The 19,809-nt window shown below is 68.8% G+C and carries 16 protein-coding genes; 6 read left to right on the top strand and 10 right to left on the bottom strand.

The window, feature by feature from the left end:
- Positions 1-15: 15 nt before the first annotated feature.
- The 5 genes from CGL27_RS24600 (at position 16) to CGL27_RS24580 (ending at position 4,745) form a co-directional block, all read left to right on the top strand.
- A complete protein-coding gene (locus CGL27_RS24600) occupies positions 16-525 on the top strand; it encodes a R3H domain-containing nucleic acid-binding protein (RefSeq protein ID WP_059143744.1) in 510 nt (169 codons plus the stop codon).
- A 111-nt stretch (positions 526-636) separates the two neighbouring features.
- The gene (gene rsmG / locus CGL27_RS24595; protein WP_078642436.1) at positions 637-1,350 is read left to right on the top strand and encodes a 16S rRNA (guanine(527)-N(7))-methyltransferase RsmG; all 714 of its coding nucleotides are present in this window, start codon (positions 637-639) and stop codon (positions 1,348-1,350) included.
- A gap of 226 nt (positions 1,351-1,576) precedes the next feature.
- The gene (locus CGL27_RS24590) at positions 1,577-2,662 is read left to right on the top strand and encodes a ParA family protein (protein ID WP_078642435.1); all 1,086 of its coding nucleotides are present in this window, start codon (positions 1,577-1,579) and stop codon (positions 2,660-2,662) included.
- Positions 2,659-3,801 carry a ParB/RepB/Spo0J family partition protein gene (locus tag CGL27_RS24585; RefSeq protein ID WP_119990057.1) on the top strand — a complete coding sequence of 381 codons (1,143 nt, stop codon included), beginning with the start codon at positions 2,659-2,661 and terminating at the stop codon, positions 3,799-3,801. Before CGL27_RS24590 ends, CGL27_RS24585 begins: the two co-directional genes overlap by 4 nt.
- A 326-nt stretch (positions 3,802-4,127) precedes the next feature.
- Positions 4,128-4,745, top strand: coding sequence for a GNAT family N-acetyltransferase (locus tag CGL27_RS24580; protein ID WP_078642433.1), 618 nt, complete (start codon positions 4,128-4,130; stop codon positions 4,743-4,745).
- A gap of 75 nt (positions 4,746-4,820) precedes the next feature.
- Here the strand turns inward: CGL27_RS24580 and trxA are convergent, their stop codons facing one another.
- The 7 genes from trxA to CGL27_RS24545 form a co-directional block, all read right to left on the bottom strand.
- The gene (gene trxA / locus CGL27_RS24575; protein WP_078642432.1) at positions 4,821-5,150 is read right to left on the bottom strand and encodes a thioredoxin; all 330 of its coding nucleotides are present in this window, start codon (positions 5,148-5,150) and stop codon (positions 4,821-4,823) included.
- Between the two features lie 42 nt (positions 5,151-5,192).
- Positions 5,193-6,143 (bottom strand): thioredoxin-disulfide reductase, encoded by a 951-nt coding sequence (gene trxB / locus CGL27_RS24570; RefSeq protein WP_119990055.1) that lies wholly within the window; start codon positions 6,141-6,143, stop codon positions 5,193-5,195.
- 154 nt (positions 6,144-6,297) lie between these two features.
- Complete coding sequence (locus CGL27_RS24565; RefSeq protein WP_119990054.1) at positions 6,298-7,266, bottom strand: hypothetical protein; 969 nt, start codon at positions 7,264-7,266, stop codon at positions 6,298-6,300.
- A complete protein-coding gene (gene sigM / locus CGL27_RS24560) occupies positions 7,263-7,952 on the bottom strand; it encodes an RNA polymerase sigma factor SigM (protein ID WP_119990052.1) in 690 nt (229 codons plus the stop codon). Before sigM ends, CGL27_RS24565 begins: the two co-directional genes overlap by 4 nt.
- A gap of 36 nt (positions 7,953-7,988) precedes the next feature.
- Positions 7,989-9,704, bottom strand: coding sequence for a protein kinase family protein (locus tag CGL27_RS24555; RefSeq protein WP_119990050.1), 1,716 nt, complete (start codon positions 9,702-9,704; stop codon positions 7,989-7,991).
- A gap of 110 nt (positions 9,705-9,814) precedes the next feature.
- Positions 9,815-12,172: a murein biosynthesis integral membrane protein MurJ gene (gene murJ, locus CGL27_RS24550; protein WP_119990048.1), complete on the bottom strand. Its 2,358-nt coding sequence runs from the start codon at positions 12,170-12,172 to the stop codon at positions 9,815-9,817.
- Between the two features lie 48 nt (positions 12,173-12,220).
- Positions 12,221-14,578: a DUF6049 family protein gene (locus CGL27_RS24545; protein ID WP_119990046.1), complete on the bottom strand. Its 2,358-nt coding sequence runs from the start codon at positions 14,576-14,578 to the stop codon at positions 12,221-12,223.
- Between the two features lie 181 nt (positions 14,579-14,759).
- Here CGL27_RS24545 and CGL27_RS24540 point away from each other — a divergent pair, with 181 nt between their 5' ends.
- Positions 14,760-16,250: a CCA tRNA nucleotidyltransferase gene (locus CGL27_RS24540; RefSeq protein ID WP_119990044.1), complete on the top strand. Its 1,491-nt coding sequence runs from the start codon at positions 14,760-14,762 to the stop codon at positions 16,248-16,250.
- Here the strand turns inward: CGL27_RS24540 and CGL27_RS24535 are convergent.
- The 3 genes from CGL27_RS24535 to CGL27_RS24525 all read right to left on the bottom strand — a co-directional run bounded on the left by CGL27_RS24535 (position 16,235) and on the right by CGL27_RS24525 (position 19,527).
- Complete coding sequence (locus CGL27_RS24535; RefSeq protein ID WP_119990042.1) at positions 16,235-17,593, bottom strand: MFS transporter; 1,359 nt, start codon at positions 17,591-17,593, stop codon at positions 16,235-16,237. The two genes, CGL27_RS24540 and CGL27_RS24535, sit on opposite strands and share 16 nt — an antisense overlap.
- Before the next feature lie 85 nt (positions 17,594-17,678).
- Positions 17,679-18,761 (bottom strand): inositol-3-phosphate synthase, encoded by a 1,083-nt coding sequence (locus tag CGL27_RS24530; protein WP_078642424.1) that lies wholly within the window; start codon positions 18,759-18,761, stop codon positions 17,679-17,681.
- Positions 18,762-18,810: 49 nt separating this feature from the next.
- Positions 18,811-19,527, bottom strand: coding sequence for a PadR family transcriptional regulator (locus CGL27_RS24525; protein WP_078642423.1), 717 nt, complete (start codon positions 19,525-19,527; stop codon positions 18,811-18,813).
- Positions 19,528-19,809 lie beyond the last annotated feature (282 nt).

The raw sequence follows: 19,809 nt of genomic DNA, 5'->3' as shown, positions 1-19,809 counted from the left end.
CGAAGGAGTCCATCCGTGACGGAAGGCACCACCCCGGCCGCCGAGGGTGTCGACACCCTGTCCCGCCTTGAGCAGGAAGGGGAGATCGCGGCCGACTACCTCGAGGGGCTGCTGGACATCGCGGACCTCGACGGCGACATCGACATGGACGTCGAGGCCGATCGCGCAGCGGTGTCGATCATCAGCGACTCGACCAGCCGCGATCTGCAGAAGCTGGTCGGTCGCGACGGTGAGGTGCTGGAGGCCCTTCAGGAGCTGACTCGCCTCGCGGTGCACCGGGAGACCGGCGACCGCAGCCGGCTGATGCTCGACATCGCCGGATACCGGGCCCGTAAGCGTGCTGAGCTGACGGAGCTGGGCACCAAGGCCGCGGAGGAGGCGAAGGGCACCGCTCAGCCGGTGAAGCTGAAGGCGATGACGCCCTTCGAGCGGAAGGTGGTGCACGACGCCGTGGCCGCCGCCGGGCTGCGCAGCGAGTCCGAGGGCGAGGAGCCCCAGCGCTGCGTGGTCGTGCTTCCGGTCTGAAGCGGTTCCGCATCGTGATCCACACGGCCCCGTCTGTACGCAGACGGGGCCGAATCTTGTCAGCCTTACATCATCGTTCAGCACAGTGTTCGGTACGGAAGGACGGTCCCCGTGACGGAAGCAGCGGAGCTCCCCCCGGCGCCCCCCGAGGCAAGGGACGTATTCGGTGACCGCTTCCCGGAGGCCGTGCGCTATGGCGAGCTGCTGGCCGATGTGGGAGTGACCCGCGGGCTGATCGGCCCGCGCGAGGTGCCGCGGCTGTGGGAGCGGCATCTGCTGAACTGCGCCGTGCTCTCCGAAGTGGTGCCCGAGGAGGTCACCGTCTGCGATGTGGGGTCGGGAGCCGGGCTCCCCGGTATCCCGCTCGCCCTGACCCGGCCGGATCTCCAGATCACGCTTCTGGAGCCCTTGCTGCGGCGGACGAACTTTCTGCGGGAAGTGGTCGAGCTGCTGGGGCTGGAGCATGTGACCGTGGTGCGCGGTCGTGCCGAGGAGGTCCTCGGGAAGCTGACCCCGATGCATGTGGTGACGGCTCGGGCGGTGGCCCCGCTGGACCGGCTGGCCGGCTGGGGGGTTCCGCTGCTGCGCCCGTACGGCGAGATGCTGCTCCTGAAGGGCGACACCGCCGAGGAGGAGCTGAAGCAGGCCCGGGCCGCGTTGGGCAAGCTGGGTGTGGTGGAGACCTCGGTGCTGCATGTCGGTGAGGGAGTGGTCGACCCGCCCTCGACGGTGGTGCGGGTTGAGGTCGGGGAGAGCCCCGGAGGTGTGCGCTTCGCCGCGAAGCGGGCCAAGGCTGCTCGCCGGACACCGCGCCGTCGGCCCTGAGTCGAGGGCATTGCTCCATACAAGCTGGCAAAACTACGCATACCGGAGTGTCGCGACCAATCGGCGAGGGCTCCCGTGCATCGTGTTTCACGTGAAACGTCGCTCCCTGCTGCATGGAATCATCAGTCGCGGTCGTGCGGCGGCCTCGCCCCGCGACCGCCGACCCCGTATGAACGTGGATTCATCCACAGGAGAACGGACCTCGCTGGTTCACGACCCCAAAAGCATGGCAGGCTCTGCTTATTGCGAGCCTGATGTCGAGGAGAGTGAATCCTTGCGGTCCGACGCCAACATCGCGGGGCCGATGACCGATCCGGTCCCCGGCCCCCGTACCGAATCGCCGGGGGAGGATGTTTCACGTGAAACGCCACCCCCGATGGACGACACCCCCATTGGCCGTGCCGCTCAACTGGCGGTAGAAGCTCTGGGCCGCGCCGGCGAGGGTCTGCCCCGGCCGGAGCAGACCCGGGTGATGGTGGTCGCCAACCAGAAGGGCGGGGTCGGAAAGACCACGACCACGGTCAACCTGGCCGCCTCGCTCGCCCTGCACGGTGGTCGGGTGCTGGTGATCGACCTCGACCCCCAGGGCAATGCTTCGACGGCGCTGGGGATCGACCACCATGCCGAGGTCCCATCGATCTATGACGTGCTGGTCGACAGTAGGCCGCTGTCCGATGTGGTGCAGCCGGTCCCGGATGTGGAGGGGCTCTTCTGTGCCCCGGCCACGATCGATCTCGCCGGTGCCGAGATCGAGTTGGTCTCTCTGGTGGCCAGGGAAAGCCGACTGGAGCGGGCCATCCAGGCATATGAGCAGCCGCTGGACTACATCCTGATCGACTGCCCGCCCTCGCTGGGGCTGCTGACGGTCAATGCGCTGGTGGCCGGCGCCGAAGTGCTGATCCCGATCCAGTGCGAGTACTACGCGCTGGAGGGATTGGGGCAGCTGCTGCGGAACGTGGATCTGGTGCGGGGCCATCTCAACCCCAAGCTCCATGTCTCGACGATCCTTCTGACGATGTACGACGGCCGCACCCGGCTGGCCTCCCAGGTCGCGGACGAGGTGCGCAGCCACTTCGGCGGTGAGGTGCTTCGGACGAGCATTCCCCGATCGGTGCGCATCTCCGAGGCCCCCAGCTATGGGCAGACCGTCCTCACCTATGACCCGGGGTCCAGTGGGGCGCTCTCCTATCTCGAGGCGGCCCGCGAGATCGCCCTGAGAGGCGTCGGCGTGCACTACGAGGCCCAGCACGTTCATGCCTTGCCCGAGCTCAGCCAGCACGACCAGCACAGTATGCAGGAGGGGATTCAGTGAGTGAGCGACGCAGAGGACTGGGCCGTGGGCTCGGTGCCCTGATCCCTCCCGCGCCGAAGGGGGCGGACAACGCCGCGTCCTCGGCGGGGGCGGGAACGGTCACGACGACCGGGGCCACCACCTCACCGACCGCGGTTCCGGTGCTCACCCAGGAGCGCGGAGTGGCGGCGGCCAAGGTGGCCGCACTGTCGACGCACACCGTTCCGCAGGAGCCCGAGCCCGCACCGCGGGAGGCGGAGCCCGAGGTCGCACCGGCGGCGATGCCGGAGGAGGTGGCCGGGGCGCACTTCGCCGAGCTGCCGCTGGACTTCATCACCCCCAATCCGCGGCAGCCCCGTGAGGTCTTCGACGAGGACGCGCTCGCCGAGCTGGTCACCTCGATCCAGGAGGTCGGTCTCCTCCAGCCCGTCGTCGTACGGCAGTTGGCGCCGGAGCGCTATGAGCTCATCATGGGCGAGCGCCGCTGGCGGGCCTGTCGTGAGGCCGGGCTGGAGAAGATCCCCGCGATCGTCCGGGCCACCGACGACGAGAAGCTTCTGCTCGACGCGCTGCTGGAGAACCTGCACCGGGCCCAGCTGAACCCGCTGGAAGAGGCGGCGGCGTACGACCAGTTGCTGAAGGACTTCAACTGCACGCATGACGAACTGGCCGACCGCATCGGGCGCTCGCGTCCGCAGGTCTCCAATACGCTGCGGCTGCTGAGGCTCTCCCCGTCCGTTCAGCGCAGGGTGGCGGCGGGGGTTCTCTCCGCGGGCCATGCGCGGGCGCTGCTCTCCGTGGACGACGCGGAGGAGCAGGACCGGCTGGCTCATCGCATTGTCGCCGAGGGGCTCTCGGTGCGTGCGGTGGAGGAGATCGTCACCCTGATGGGATCGCGATCGGGCGGTACGACGAAGACCAAGAGCCCGAGGGCGGGTGCGAGGGTGTCCCCCGCGCTCACGGATCTGGCGTCACGTCTCTCCGATCGGTTCGAGACGCGGGTGAAGGTCGACCTCGGTCAGAAGAAGGGAAAGATCGTCGTCGAGTTCGCCTCGATAGAGGATCTCGAGCGGATCCTCGGCTCGCTGGCTCCCGGTGAGGGGCCGGTGCTGGAGCAGCCGCTCTCCTCGGAGGGCGGAGCGGAGGACGACGACGAGTGAGGCGCTGTCCGTGCGGCCATGCCGCACGGAAAGGGCAGTGCGGGGCGGGTCGTGTTCCGACCTGGTCGGAACACGACCCGCTGTTTGCCCAAGGGCGGTATCGGTGCAATCTCGGCACGGATACGATGCGATCAGGCAGGGCGGATCCAGGTGGAGGCGCCGCATGTGGAGGGCAGGGCCATGCGATCGGTGAGCCGCACCGGACTGGTGGCCACAGGATTGGGCCTGGGAGCTGTCGGCGGCTTCGTCGGCAGTCTGCTCAGGGAGCGTAGTGCGCTGTCAGCCGCCCGTGGCGCGGCTGGCCACGGAAGTGAAGGACTGGCTTCATGGGGCGTCGGCTCGTACCGCTCACGTTGGACAACCTCCCGGACATCCCCAAGCGCTGTCGCGCCTGTGTCTTCTGGGAGCTCGATCCGGTCAGTGGCGAGGCAGCCGTAAGGGCCGGTCGGCCGGAGCTGGAGAAGGAGGCATGGATCTCGGCCGTGCTGCTGGAGTGGGGATCCTGCGGCCGGGTGGTCTATGTCGATGAGGTTCCGGTGGGCTTTGTGCTGTACGCGCCTCCGGCGTATGTACCGCGCTCCACGGCCTTCCCGACCAGTCCGGTCGCGGCGGATGCCGTCCAGCTGATGACGGCGTGGCTGATGCCCGGATACCAGGGGCAGGGGCTGGGCCGGGTGATGGTGCAGACCGTCGCCAAGGATCTGATGCGCCGGGGCTTCAAGGCGGTGGAGGCGTTCGGGGACGCCACCTGGAAGGAACCGGCGTGTGTGCTGCCCGCCGATCATCTGCTGGCCGTGGGCTTCAAGACCGTCCGGCCGCATCCGCGCTATCCCCGGCTGAGGCTTGAGCTGAGGACGACGATCTCCTGGAAGGAGGATGTCGAGCTGGCGCTGGACCGGCTGCTCGGCGCCGTCCAGAAGGAGCCCGCGCTTCGGCCGCTGTAGAGAGTTCCACGTGAAACACGAAAGGGGCTGCCCCATGGGCAGCCCCTTCGCGCATCAGCGCGACGTGTGGTTCGCTCAGCCGATGAAGTCGGCCAGGTCGCGCTCGATGGCGGCCTTGGGCTTGGCGCCGACGATGGTCTTGGCGACCTCGCCGCCCTGGTAGACATTGAGCGTCGGGATGGACATCACGCCGTACTTGGCGGCCGTCGCCGGGTTCTCGTCAATGTTGAGCTTGGCGATGACGATCTCGTCGGGGTGCTCGGCCGCGATGGCCTCCAGCGAGGGGGCGATCTGGCGGCACGGACCGCACCAGGCGGCCCAGAAGTCGACGAGTACCGGCTTGTCGCTCTTGAGGACCTTCTCCTCGAAGTCGGCGTCCGTCACGGTGACCGTGGCACCGGCCATGGCAATCTCCTTAGTGAGTTGGTGCAGGGGTGGGAAGCGAAGTCAGACGGTGGCGTCGCCCTGGCCCAGCGAGGCGAGGTACCGCTCGGCGTCCAGCGCCGCCGAGCAACCAGTGCCGGCCGCGGTGATTGCCTGACGGTAGGTGTGGTCCACGACGTCGCCCGCGGCGAAGACACCCGGCAGGTTCGTCCGGGTGGTGGGCGCATCCACCTTGAGGTAGCCCTCGTCGTCCAGGGCCAGCTGGCCCTTGAACAGCTCGGTGCGCGGGTCGTGGCCGATCGCGATGAACAGTCCGGTGACCGGCAGCTCCGAGGTCTCGTCCTTCTTGACATCGCGGAGGGTGAGACCGGAGAGCTTGCCGTCGCCGTGGATCTCCTCGACCGCGCTGTCCCAGACGAACGAGATCTTCGGGTCGCCGAAGGCCCGTTCCTGCATCGCCTTGCTGGCGCGCAGGGTGTCCCGGCGGTGGACCACCGTGACAGACTTGGCGAACCGCGACAGGAAGGTCGCCTCCTCCATGGCCGTGTCGCCGCCGCCGATGACGGCGATGTCCTGGTCCTTGAAGAAGAACCCGTCACAGGTGGCACACCAGGAGACACCGCGGCCGGAGAGCTCGTCCTCGCGCGGCAGACCCAGCTTGCGGTGCTGAGAGCCGGTGGTCACGATGACGGTCTTGGCGCGGTGGACCGTACCGGCGGAGTCGGTGACGGTCTTGATCTGCTCGGTGAGGTCGACCGCGACCACATCGTCCGGGATGAGCTCGGCGCCGAAGCGCTCGGCCTGAGCCCGCATGTTGTCCATCAGGTCGGGGCCCATGATCCCGTCCCGGAAGCCGGGGAAGTTCTCCACATCGGTGGTGTTCATCAGGGCACCACCCGCGGTCACGGAGCCTTCGAAGACCAGCGGCTTCAAGGAAGCGCGGGCGGTGTAGAGCGCGGCCGTATAGCCCGCGGGCCCGGAACCGATGATGATCACGTTGCGGACGTCGCTCACGGATGTCTTCCTTGTCTCTGCCGACTGCCGGACTGCTGACTGGGCGGGCGGCTCCGGGTTCCCCCGGAATTCCGCTGCCACCCCACCCAACGGATCCTACGGGTCAGGCATTCCCGAGCACTGTCAGGCAGGGCCCCGGGGCGCGCGGTGTGCCTCAGGGGCGCGGATAGGTCCGGGTCACCAGAAGCTCCCCGGGAGACGACGGAGACGCCGAGGCGCAGGACGCGTCGATCACAAAGGCATCGACGAGCGAGCTGTCGGAGGGGTGCGGGAGGACGACGATATAGGCGGTCTGGCCGTCGTAGGTGTCCTGCTGCGCCGCGAGAGCCGGTTCCTTGCGGCCGGTGCCGCTCTGTACACAGGAGGGCACGTTCGGGTCGTCGTCGGCGCGCAGCGGCACATCGGGTGAGTTGCCCTGCCCGGTGACCCCGTTCGACGCGGTGGACTTCCGGTCGGCGAGCAGCTCGTGCACGCGGTCCTTGAGGGTGCCCGAGGAGAGGGTGGACTTCCCGGAGCTCTGGCTGGCCTGGGCCTGGGTGCCGCTGTCGCCGTGATCGCCCGAGGAGCCGCCCTGGATGAAGAAGGAGCCGATGCCGATCACCGCCGCGGCGCATGCGCCGCCGAGGACGACCTTGGGCCAGCGGCGGCTACGGCCCGGGCGGGCGCCGGGTCCGGTGGACCCTCGTCCCGGTCCGGTGGCCCCGCGCGGGCGCCCAGCGGGGCGATCCGCCGCGGTGAAGGACTTGGACGGTGGCTTCACGGTGTCGGAGGCGGGGACGTCGTTGGCGGTTTCACGTGAAACCGGCGTGGGCGCCGGGTCCGGATCCGGAGTTTCACGTGAAACATCGGCCATCGCCTCGGGAGCGGTCGCGTCAAGGAGCGCTTCGGCGGCCAGCGCCGCGTCGATACGGCCCGCGATATCGGCGGGCATCCGCACCGGCCCTGGCAGGGTCCCGAGCAGGGAACGGATCTCTTCCAGGGACGTCGATACGTCCGCGCACAGCACGCAGCTCGCGAGGTGAGTGCGCACGTCGACGGCGCGGGACGGAGAGAGCAGACCCTCGGTGAGTGCGGAGATCTCCGCGACTTCAGGGTGCTCGTCCGTGTCCGTCGAGGATGTCACGCTCGCCCACCTCCGCCCTTCACGGCATCTGTGTCGTTCGGTCCTGCCGTCGGTGGGACGGACGTCCCCTGCGTCCGGTTCCTTCCCCCGCCCGAGGGTGAGCTACCCCTCCCGCTGGGGTGGAGATGTGAGAGCAGTGGCAGCAGTCGTGCGCGGCCCCGTGCACAGCGGCTCTTCACGGTGCCGGTCGGCACGTCCAGGACCTTCGCCGCCTCCGCGACGGGATAGCCCTGCATGTCGACCAGCACCAGGGCCGCGCGCTGCTCGGGAGGGAGGGTGCGCAGCGCCCGGAGCAGTTCGCGGTGGAGATCACCGCGTTCGGCGGGAGCGGCGGCTGATTCATGGGGTTCCAGAAGTTGCTCGAGCCGCTCGGTGTCGTCCACGGGGGAGGTGCGACGGGAGGCGGCCTTGCGGGCCCGGTCCAGGCAGGCGTTGACCGTGATCCGGTGCAGCCAGGTCGTCACGGCGGACTGGCCCCGGAAGGTGTGCGCGGCGCGGTAGGCGGAGACGAGCGCGTCCTGGACCGCGTCGGCCGCTTCCTCACGGTCGCCGAGGGTACGCAGCGCCACCGCCCAGAGTCTGTCGCGGTGGCGCCGCACTATTTCGCTGAAGGCGTCCGGGTCGCCGTCGACGTGCCGGGCAAGGAGCTCGCCGTCGCTCGCCCCGCCGATGGTGGCGTCGTCCAACGTTGAGCCCCTCCCCTCTCGGCCGACCGTAGAGGGTCAGCCCTTGACCTTGATCTCCGAGATGCCGCCACGGTAGCGATCAGCGGTGCTGGCCGGAAGCTCGGTGATGTGAACCAGGACGAAACGCGTCCGTACTGGCTTGTCGAGAACGGTGGTCAGCTTCTTCCCGGCGCTCTTCAGATCGGTGAGGTGCTTGGAGAAGGCGCTGAGTGAGGTGGGGTTGGAGGCGGAGGGGTCCGCGGCGAGAACTTCCACCTTCTGGCCGGCGCGGTAGAAGTCGATGTCGATACTCGCGACGCTTTTGGCGCTGCCGAGGTCGACGACGATGCCGCTGCCCTGCTTTCGCCTGGGCAGGTTACCGAAGTTCGGGTAGTTCCAGAACTCCTTGGTCACCCAGGCGGTGCCCGCGTCGCCGTCCACGGCTCCATCGACCTTGTCCGGGGCGAAGGGCGGGTCCAACGGGGAGAACTCCGTGGCGCTCGCGATGTCGAGCGGCTTGCCCACGAGCTGCTCGCCCTTGCCGTCGTCCTTCTCGCTGGAGGACTTGCCCGGGTCGGTCTTGTTCTCCTCCTTGAGGAGCGTGTCCGCGAGCTGCCAGCTGCCGAGGCCGAGGGCGGCGATCAGAAGCGCGGAGACGGTCCACTTGAGGGCCTTGCCCGTGCGGCTCTGCAGTGGCGGCGGAGGCGGCATGGGAACGGCCGGGCGGGCCGTGTGCGCGGCGCCGCCACGGTTCGGCGGCTGGCCGTATACGCCCTGTTGGTACGTCGTGCGCGAATACGCCGGCGAAGGGGTGTAGGCGGGCTCGGGCGGCCGGATGCGCGGCATGGCCGCGACGGCCTTGGCCAGCTCCTCGGGGGTGGTGCAGGGCTGGTCCTGACGGGAAGCGGTGGCTCCCTCGTTGACCAGGGCGCGCATCGCGAGCTCGGACAGACCGCGGTGCACTCCCGCACGGACCTGGTCGGGGGCGATCAGGCCCACGCCCTTGGGCAGCCCGGAGAGGCCGTAGGCGTCGGTGTCGTACGGCCAGCGCTGAGTGAGCGCCGCGTACAGCAGCGCGCCGATCGCCTCGGTATCCGTGCGCTGAGGGTGGTCGACGCTGATACCGCGCAGGGCGGCCATGACGGCGAGTCCCCGGATGCGGTACTGGCCGGATTCGGTGCGCAGCACGGAGCCGGGGTTCAGCCGCAGATGGGCCAGGCCCTCGCGGTGAGCGGCGGCCATGGCCTGGGAGACCTGGCTGACCAATTGGTACGCGTCGTGCGGCTCGAGCGGCCCGGCGGCCAGCACGGCGGTGAGTTCGGTGGCGTCTGGAAGCCACTCATGGACGACATAGACGAGATCGTTCTCCTCGACGGCGTCGAGGACCTGGACGAAGCGCGGATCGCCCAGCAAGGCCGCCGAACGGGCGGCGGCGAGCACCGGCCTGGCGCGCGGATGGTCGGCGGGCAGGACATGCACACCGACAGCACGCCGCAGTTTCTCGTCCACGGCACGCCAACTGCTGAATCCGTCCAGACGGGTGACGCACTCCTCCAGACGGTACCGTCTGGCCAACTTGTGACCGCTGTGCAGCTCGAGGGGGCTCGCTTCGGCCGCGGCGCCCACCTCTTCGGTGACCGCGGCCTCCGTCCCCTTACCGACCTTCTCTTTCGTCCCCGCCCCGTCGGCCGTGGCCTTGCCCGCCTCGGCGGTCAGCGGCTCCTCTCCGCCGCTGTCGGCCACGTCGACGGCAGCCGTGCTCCGTTCCGCCACCGTCGTTCCTGCCTCCCCATCCGTTGCGCCTACTCCGAGCCAAGACAATTGTGCCCACAGTCCGCCGCTATGCACGACACACGGTGGTGGACGATGGTTGTGCTCAATGATCAGCGTCCGAGTCGTCCGCGCACCATACCGACCATGGCCGTCAGCTCCTCAACGCGCATCCGTTTCGCAGCAATGTAGAAGACCGCGATAAGAACGAGACCGCCGCCCAGCAAACCCGCTACAGAGCCCGCGATGCCCATTCCGAGGATTTGCATGATGGTGTACGCCGAGCCGCCGCCCAGGAGGGCTGCGGGGATGCTGGCGCCCGTGAGGCGGGTGTAGGTGCGGATGACGCGGGGGCCGTCCAGATCGCCGCCCAGCCGCTTGCGCAGCCGCTTCCAGGCCACGCCCACGCCGGTGGCGTAGGCCAGGCCGTAGGCGGCCGCCATACCGGCGACGGCCCAGCGGGCGGGGAGGACGACATAGGCGAGTGCGGAGCCGGCGGCGTTGACGGCGGCGACGATCACCGTGTTGTAGAAGGGGGTGCGGGTGTCCTCGTAGGCGTAGAAGCCACGGAGGACGACGTACTGCACGGAGAAGGGGATGAGTCCGAGGCCGAACGCCATGAGGATGTAGCCCATGGCTTGGGCCGTTTCGGTGCCCGAGGTCCCGAAAAGCAGTGTGCAGAGGGGGATACCGAGCGCGATGAAGCCGAAGGCGAGGGGGACGATGGCGACGGCGGAGGTGCGCAGGCCCTGCGAGATGTCGTCGCGGACCGCTCCGGGGTCGCCGTCGTGGGCCGCCCGGGAGAGCCTGGGGAGCAGAGCTGCCATCACCGACACGGTGATGATGGCCTGCGGCATGTTCCAGATGAGCTGAGCACTCGTGTAGCCGACGTAGCTCGCTCCTGGGTGGCCTCCGTTGTCGGCGTCCGTACCGGCCGCGGTGGCGAGCTGGGTCACCACGATGTTGCCGGCCTGGTTGGCGAGCACGAACAGCACGGTCCACTTGGCCAGTTTGGCGGCCTTGCCGAGTCCGTGGCCACGCCAGTCGAAGCGTGGCCGGAAGCGGAAACCGGCTGCCCGGAGATAGGGGAACATCGCCAGGGCCTGGACGGTGAGGCCGAGGAGTGTGCCGATGCCCAGCAGCCGGATGCCTTCCGGCGTGATGGTCGTGACACCCATGTTGGAGTTGCTGGAGGTGCCGAACACCCAGATGAAGAGGCCGAAAGTGGCGATGACGACAATGTTGTTGAGGACCGGGGTCCACATCATCGCGCCGAACTTGCCCCGGGCGTTGAGGATCTGACCGACCACCACGTGCACGCCCATGAAGAAGATGGTGGGCAGGCAGTAGCGGGCGAAGGTGACCGCAACCTCGTTGGAGGGGGGATCGCTGGCGATGTCCGCAGAGAGCATCCGGATCAGTGCCGGAGCCGCGAACAGCGAAACCGCGACGAGGCTGCCGAGCGCGACCATCGTCAACGTGAGCAGACGGTTGGCGTAGGCCACTCCGCCGTCGTCATCCTCCTTCATCGCGCGCACGAGCTGTGGGACGAAGACGGAGTTCAGGCCGCCGCCGACGGTGAGGAAGTAGATCATCGCGGGCAGCTGATAGGCGACCTGGTAAGCCTGGCCGAGGCTGGCGGCGCCGAGGCCCGCGACGATCACCATCTGTCGGACGAAGCCGGTCAGGCGGGAGACCAGGGTGCCCGCGGCCATCAGCGCGCTTGACTGCAGCAGGCTCCCGGCCCGGCCCCCTGAGGGCTTCTTCGGCTCCGGCTCGGCCGCAGGGGCGGTCACGACGGGAGCGGCCACCGTGGGAGCGGCGGCCGTGGCATGGGCGGACTCGGATCTCGACGGTCCGGGAACCGGTGCCTGCCCCTGTGTGGGCGCCTGCCCGTGCGGGTAGTTCTCCGGGCCCTGCGGGTAGCCCTGGCCCTGGGCGGCCCGGGGGTCGTAGGGCTGCTGATCGCGGTAGAGATGCGCGAAGGCGTCCTGCTGCGGCTGCTGTGGCGCGCCGTAGCCGTCGCCGGGCCCCGGATAGCCGGGCCCCGGCTGACCGCCGGTGTACGGCTGCTGTGCCGCGCCCTGGTGGCCGGGGGCGGCGTCGGAGTGCCAAGCGCGCGGATCGGGGCCCTGCGGCGTGGGGGGCTGCTGGTAGCCCCCCTGCTGCGGTGTGTGGGGGGCGTGCCGGTCGTACAGCGGATCCGTCAGCGGGTCGTGGGCGTAGCGATCCTGCGTCGGATACGGGTAGGGCGTGAAGCTGCCCGTCGCGTACGTATCGTCCAGATACGGATCCGGTGCGTAGTACTGCTGGCCGTACGACTGGCGCGGATCGGCCTGGGGGGCCTGGTGGGCGTCGCCCAGATACGGATCGCGCTGGTGCGGTTCCTGTCCGTAAGGGTCGTGGGAGCCGTGAGGAGAAGGCTGCGGCGGTGGTGGCACTCGGCCATCACCGTCATACGGCGCGTTCATCGCTACCCCACCTCATCGTCCGCTGCGGCCGACCGGCCCCGGCTTTGCTCAACGCTCCACTTTCTCACCCGAGCCGGACGGGCCAGCGCTTTGCGATCCGGTGTCCGCCGCCGGGTCACTCGGCTGCTCGGGCACGAGGGCGTGCGCGGGGTCACGCCGGTCGGTCTCCGGGGCCTCGCTGTCGTCCTCATCCTGCCCGTGTGCCGTCTCGGCGTCTTCCCCGTCTCCGCCGTCCTCACCGCTCCTGGCGGCCGCGCGCTTGCGCTGGACGTAGATCCGGACACCGGCGAGGACCAGCAGCAGCACACCGCCGGCGATCACGAGAATCACGGTCGACGTGATTTCGGTGACATTCACCTCGAACAGCATCTCGCGGCCGTAAGGCTGTCCGTCCGGGGTGTAGAGCTGGGCCGAGACCCACACCGGGCCGTTCGCGTTGGCCGTGGTCCCGAACTTCACGGACTGGCTGTGGCCGCCCTCCACATTGACCAGCTGAGGGTCGCTGATCGCCAGCCGGTTGCCCTGCTGGGAGCGGAGGACGAGCCGTAGCTCGACACCCTGCACCAGGTTGTTCTGGAGAGTCACCGGGACGGTCGCGCTCCGCCCGGAGAGGGTCATGTCCGTCTTGGGGACCAGGCGCACCTTCTTGGTGAGCCCGGACAGATAGGTCTGCACGTCGTGCCGGAAGCCGGCCGCGTTCTGTGCCTCGCTGCGCCATGAGGTCGACATCTCGCGCCTGATCGCGTTCCCGAAGGGAGTGACCACCCGGTACTTGGCGGTGAGAATCGGCTCGAAATTGTCCAGGGTGTTCTGGGTCTCCTGGATCCTGTCGAACGCCTCGGTGGGCAGTTCCCGCGCGCGCAGCGACCGGGGGTACGAGCGGGAGCTCGGCACCCGCTGGGTGGCGCTCGGGTCGGGCTTCGCCTTCGCGGCCTGTCCCAGGCTCAGCGGCTGCGTCCACTGCCCGGAGAGGCCCTCCAGGGCCGCCGCCATCGCCTGCGCCTGGCTGGTGGTGGGCGTCCGCTGGGGGGCGACCACGATGCTGCGCTGCTTGTCCGGCGCCTGCAGGTTGAACATCTGGCTCTGGGCCAGGAATGTCTGGATGGCGAGGGTGGAGTTCTCCGCCTTGGACATGTCGCCGGTGAAGGCCGTCGACAGCCGTGCGTCGGCGACCACCGCCGTATTGCCGCCGCCGATCTGGCGGGCCGCGGTGGGGGTGTAGGGGAGCCCGCCGGTCTCGCGCAGGCTGTCGCTGCGGGCGATGACGTTGTGCGCGCCGGCGGAGGTGGCGACGTCCACGATCGAGGAGTCGATCGCGCCGTCCACGGGCCAGGCGAAGTCCGTGCGCGGCCTCACCCCGAGGATGGTCTCCACGGTCGTCGAGGCGAGCTCGGTGGCGCCCTGGAGGTGGCTGAGGGTGCCGCTGACGTTCTTACCGCGGTGGGCGAGCGAGGCGAGGTCGGGGTCGGCGAACGGCAGCGCGACCACCTGCTTGCCGTCCACGGCCTTCTGCAGGGCGTCGAGCCACTGCTTGGCGACCGTCTGGCCGCGGCCCGCCTTGGTCCCCTTGCCCGAGGGGTTCTGGACCTCGTACTTCTTGGTCATCGCGTCGACCGTGGCGAGCAGGTCGGGGTCGATCACCCAGGTGATGGGGAGGTTCTTCCCCAGGGCGACCATCTGCTGGAGCCGGCCACCGGGGGCCAGCTCCTTGGCGAGGCGGTCGTCCCGGAAGATCGGAGTGCGGTCCTCGTCGTTGTCCGTGCGCGCGGTCACATGCGTGGCGGAGATCAGCGGCCACAGATAGGTGAGCTGGGACTTCTTCGTGGCCGTGCCGGACTGCCAGGGCAGGAAGGTCCGCTCGATGCCCAGCACCTGCGGCCAGGGCTCACTGGAGGTGCCACCGGTGAGCGAGACGCCGAGCTGATAGACGCCGTTCTCCCCCAGGTGCAACTGGTCCACCGGTATGGAGAGGGAGAAGTCACGGCTGGTGCCGGCGGACAGCTTGCCGATCTTCTTGGCGTATTTGCCGTCCACCTCGGTGCCGTCGAGGCCCTCCGTATAGCCGGTGCGGTGGGCGGCGGTGTCGATCGAGCTGCGGCCGTCCATGGTCGGACCTACGCGGAGGCCCACCCGGGCCCCCGACACCGTGTTCTTGGTGTCGTTGGTGACGGTGCCGCTGACGGTGAGGGTGTCGCTCTTGTTCGGCGCGGTGGGGGTCAGCGAGGTGATGGAGACGTCCACCGACCGTGAGCCGGTGGCCTTGCTCTCCGCGTGGGCGGCGGGCGCCGCCGGAATCTGTGTCAGGCCCGCGAGCATCGGCGCCGCGGCGAGCAGGGCCGCTGTGCGCCGCAACCATCGTCGGGCGCGAGCGGAAGTTGTCCCCCGGAGGTCTGCCGCATCGGCCACGCGCTCGCCCGTCCCTTGTCGTCAGTAGGTCGTCAGTGGTCGTCGCACTGTGCGTCCACGAAATGGTAACGATGCCCGCTGTGGCGAAGTGCTGTGGATGGCTCCACAAGATCGTTACGCAGTGGTGGTCCGCATCGGGTGTGGAGTCCGCGGGGCGCACGGCCACGTACCCTGTTCTGTTGTGCCGAACGCCAACAATGACAGCCGACCCCCGCAGCCGACCAATGAGCTCAGCCAGGTGCAGCGCCGCGCCGTGGGCGAGCTCCTGCGGGTCTCTCCCGTCGCCGACGATCTTGCCCGTCGCTTCCAGCAGGCCGGTTTCCGCCTGGCTCTGGTCGGTGGCTCGGTACGGGACGCGCTGCTCGGCCGGCTCGGTAACGATCTGGACTTCACGACGGACGCTCGGCCGGACGAGGTACTGAAGATCGTACGGCCGTGGGCGGACGCGGTGTGGGATGTCGGCATCGCCTTCGGCACCGTCGGCTGCCGTAAGGACATGGCCGCAGGAAGCGGGTCGGATCAGAGCTTCCAGATTGAAATCACGACTTATCGGTCGGAAGCCTATGACCGGACATCCCGGAAGCCCGAGGTGTCGTACGGCGACTCCATCGAGGAGGACCTGGTCCGTCGGGACTTCACGGTCAACGCGATGGCGGTGGCGCTTCCGCAGAAGGAGTTCATCGACCCGCACCACGGTCTGGAGGATCTCGCCGCCCGGGTGCTGCGCACCCCCGGGACGCCCGAGGAGTCCTTCTCCGACGATCCGCTGCGGATGATGCGTGCCGCGCGCTTCGCCGCGCAGCTGGACTTCGAGGTGGCCCCCGAGGTGGTCGCCGCGATGACCTCGATGGCCGACCGTATCGACATCGTCTCGGCCGAGCGGGTACGTGATGAGCTCAACAAGCTCATCCTGGCCGACCACCCCCGCGAGGGGCTGCGGCTGCTGGTGGAGACCGGGCTCGCCGACCGCGTCCTGCCGGAGCTCCCGGCGCTGCGCCTGGAGCGTGATGAGCACCACCGCCACAAGGATGTGTACGAGCATTCGCTGACGGTGCTGGACCAGGCCATCGACCTGGAGACCGAGGGGCCCGATCTGGTGCTGCGGCTGGCCGCGCTGCTGCATGACATCGGTAAGCCCAAGACGCGCCGCTTCGAGAAGGACGGCCGGGTCTCCTTCCACCACCACGAGGTGGTGGGAGCCAAGATGACCAAGTACCGGATGACGAAGCTCAAGTACTCCAATGAGCTGATCAAGGACGTCTCGCGCCTTGTCGAGCTGCATCTGCGCTTCCACGGCTATGGCACGGGGGAATGGACCGACTCGGCCGTCCGCCGCTACGTCCGTGACGCCGGGCCGCTGCTGGACCGGCTGCACAAGCTGACCCGCTCGGACTGCACCACCCGCAACAAGCGGAAGGCGACGGCGCTCTCGCGTGCCTACGACGGCCTCGAGGGGCGCATCGCCCGGTTGCAGGAGCAGGAGGAGCTGGACTCGATCCGCCCGGATCTGGACGGCAACGAGATCATGAAGATTCTCGGCATCCCTCCGGGGCCGCAGGTCGGCAAGGCGTACAAGCATCTGCTGGAGATGCGGCTGGAGCACGGTCCGATGGAGCGGGACACCGCGATCGCCACGCTCCAGGAGTGGTGGGACGCTCAGTCGGAAGGCTGAGCCCCTCCGGTTTCACGTGAAACATCGACCCGCTGGGCGTGGTCCCGGTCATGTTTCACGTGAAACCTGACGAGCAGCGCGGTGGCCGCGTAGATCAGCGCCACACAGATCAGCAGCGGGGCCGATCTGCCGTCCGGTGGCAGTATCACCGCGGCGACCGCCGCGGCTCCCACGAAGGCGACGTTGAACAGCACGTCGTAGAGGGAGAAGATCCGGCCGCGGAAGTCATCGGCGATGGCGGACTGTACGACGGTGTCGGTGGCGATCTTGGCGCCCTGGGTGATGAGCCCGAGGACGAACGCGGCGATCAGCATGGGGGCGGGCTCGAAGGGCAGCCCGAGACCCGGTTCCAGCAGGGCCGCGCTTCCCGCGCACACCATCACCCAGGAGAGCCGGCCGTCCGGCCGGGAGGACGCAGGGGTCCTGAGCCGGGCCACCGCCCAGGGCGTGATCACCGCCGCCGCGAAGAAGCCCGCCCCCGAGACGCCGACGGCCAGCCCCAGAAGTGCGAGCCCCTCGGACTCGGTGTCGGCCCATGCGTAGCGGCAGAGCATCAGCACCGTCACCGTGAGCGCCCCGTAGCAGAAGCGCATCAGCGTCATCGCGGCCAGCGCCACAGTGGGATCCCGGCGTTCCAGTAGATGGCGTACACCCGCGACCAGACCCCGCGCGGTGCTCATCAGGGCCGCGGGGAGACGGGGCTGAAGGGCCGCGGGATCCGGTCCCAGCAGGCCCGGTGCCATCGACAGGGCCGTGAGTCCGGCGATGAGATAGAGCGCGGCGCCCAGCAGGACGACCAGCGCGTCCGACGAGGTGCCTCCCGGGCCCGACAGCCGCACGATGAAGGCGAGGCTGCCCCCGGCCGTGGCGGCGAGCGTTCCGGCGGTGGGCGAGAGGGAGTTGGCCATGACCAGACGTTCCTGGCTGTCGACGACCCGCGGCAGGGCCGCCGAAAGACCGGCCAGCACAAAGCGGTTCACGGCCGTCACCGACAGGGCCGAGACGTAGAAGAGCCACTCCGGCACCTGGCCGAGGACCAGTACGGCGGTTCCGGTGGCCAGTCCCGAGCGCAGCAGATTGCCGTAGAGCAGCACCTGCCGCCGGGGCCAGCGGTCCAGCAGCACTCCGGCGAAGGGGCCGAGCAGGGAGTAGGGGAGCAGCAGGACGGCCATGGCGGAGGCGATGGCCGCGGCGGAGGTCTGCTTCTCCGGGGAGAAGACCACATACGTGGCGAGTGCGACCTGGTAGACGCCGTCAGCCGCCTGGGACAGCAGGCGGATGGCCAGAAGGCGCCGGAAGTCACGCAGTTGCAGCAGTACGCGGAGATCACGCACAACGGGCATGGCATCAGCCTCACACACCACACGGGCCTCCGGGTGTATTACCCGAAGGCCCGTGATCACGCGGCGGGAATCAGTGCATGGCGCGTCAGCGCTCGACCTCGCCCTTGATGAACTTCTCCACGTTCTCCTGCGCCTCGTTGTCGAAGTACTGCACCGGCGGCGACTTCATGAAGTACGAGGAGGCGGAGAGGATGGGGCCGCCGATGCCGCGGTCCTTGGCGATCTTCGCGGCGCGCAGCGCGTCGATGATGACACCCGCGGAGTTCGGGGAGTCCCACACCTCGAGCTTGTACTCCAGGTTCAGCGGGACATCGCCGAACGCGCGGCCCTCCAGGCGGACATAGGCCCACTTGCGGTCGTCCAGCCAGGCCACGAAGTCCGAGGGGCCGATGTGGACGTTGTCGGCACCCAGATCGCGGTCGGGGATCTGGGAGGTGACGGCCTGGGTCTTGGAGATCTTCTTGGACTCCAGGCGCTCCCGCTCGAGCATGTTCTTGAAGTCCATGTTGCCGCCGACGTTCAGCTGCATGGTGCGGTCCAGGATGACGCCCCGGTCCTCGAACAGCTTGGCCATCACGCGGTGCGTGATGGTCGCGCCGACCTGCGACTTGATGTCGTCACCGACGATCGGCACCCCGGCCTCGGTGAACTTGTCCGCCCACTCCTTGGTGCCGGCGATGAACACCGGAAGGGCGTTGACGAAGGCGACCTTGGCGTCGATGGCGCACTGGGCGTAGTACTTGGCGGCGTCCTCGGAGCCGACCGGGAGGTAGCAGACCAGAACGTCGACCTGCTTGTCCTTGAGGACCTGGACGACGTCGACCGGGGCCTCGTCGGACTCGTCGATGGTCTGGCGGTAGTACTTGCCGAGTCCGTCGAGCGTGTGGCCGCGCTGGACCGTGACACCGGCCGTCGGCACGTCGCAGATCTTGATGGTGTTGTTCTCGCTGGCGCCGATGGCGTCCGCGAGGTCCAGGCCGACCTTCTTCGCGTCCACGTCGAAGGCGGCCACGAACTCCACGTCGTTCACGTGGTAGTCGCCGAACTGCACGTGCATCAGACCCGGCACGCGGGTGTCCGGGTCGGCGTCCTTGTAGTACTCGACGCCCTGTACCAGCGAGGCGGCGCAGTTGCCCACGCCGACGATGGCTACACGAACCGAACCCATTCCGGTTGCTCCCTGTGTGTACTGGATGAGGCCCCGCGGCTGCCGGGCCTCACTTGGCGGTGTCATCGGACGGATCCGGCCGGGATCCACCCCGGTGCCGGGGCGGGCCGTCCGCATCTCCTGACTGGTCCTGCTCCTGCTGTGGCGGCCGGTCCTCATCCCGCTCGATCGCCCGGTCCTGCCCGGCGGTGCCGTCGCGCTGGTCGCGCCCGGACCGCTCGCTCTCGATCAGCTCGTTCAGCCAGCGGACCTCGCGCTCCACCGACTCCATCCCGTGCCGCTGCAGCTCGAGGGTGTAGTCGTCCAGCCGCTCGCGGGTGCGGGCCATGGCGGCGCGCATCTTGTCCAGGCGCTCCTCCAGGCGGCTGCGCCGCCCTTCGAGCACCCGCATGCGAACGTCTCGTGACGTCTGGCCGAAGAAGGCGAAACGGACGCCGAAGTGCTCGTCCTCCCAGGCGTCCGGCCCGGTGTGGGAGAGAAGCTCCTCGAACCGCTCCTTCCCCGCCGCCGTGAGCCGGTAGACGATCTTGGCCCGGCGGCCGGAGAGGGGCGCCGCGAGGGCGTCCTGGGAGGCGCTGCCGGATTCCTCGATCAACCAGCCGTTGGAGACCAGCGTCTTGAGGCAGGGATAGAGGCTGCCGTAGCTGAACGCCCGGAACACCCCGAGTGACGTGTTGAGCCGCTTGCGCAGCTCGTATCCGTGCATCGGGGACTCGCGCAGCAGGCCGAGGACGGCGAACTCCAGGACGCCGGAGCGTCTGCTCATTCCCCGCCTCCCCTCTCCTCCGAGCCAGCTATGTCGAGCTGATGTATCGACTCGATACATCAAGACGATAGATCCGTGCCCCCGGCGGGACAAGAGGGCCCACGGTGAACGCCGTCACATCATCAATTCGTGGCATTCAATCTGACGGTTATGGAGTGAAGGTGGCGGCTGGGCGGGTTTTGACCGTGCGTACTCTGTTCGCCATGCAGACCTATGGGAACCAAGTGACGCCGCGATGCGTCCTCGTCCCGGATGCAGTGCGTCCGGTTGCCTGGTGCGACC

Source organism: Streptomyces sp. 11-1-2 (assembly GCF_003595545.1).
GTDB classification, from domain to species: Bacteria; Actinomycetota; Actinomycetes; order Streptomycetales; family Streptomycetaceae; genus Streptomyces; species Streptomyces hygroscopicus_B.
The sequence above is the reverse complement of the archived record's forward strand: the minus strand, read 5'-3'. Positions and strand labels throughout refer to the sequence as shown.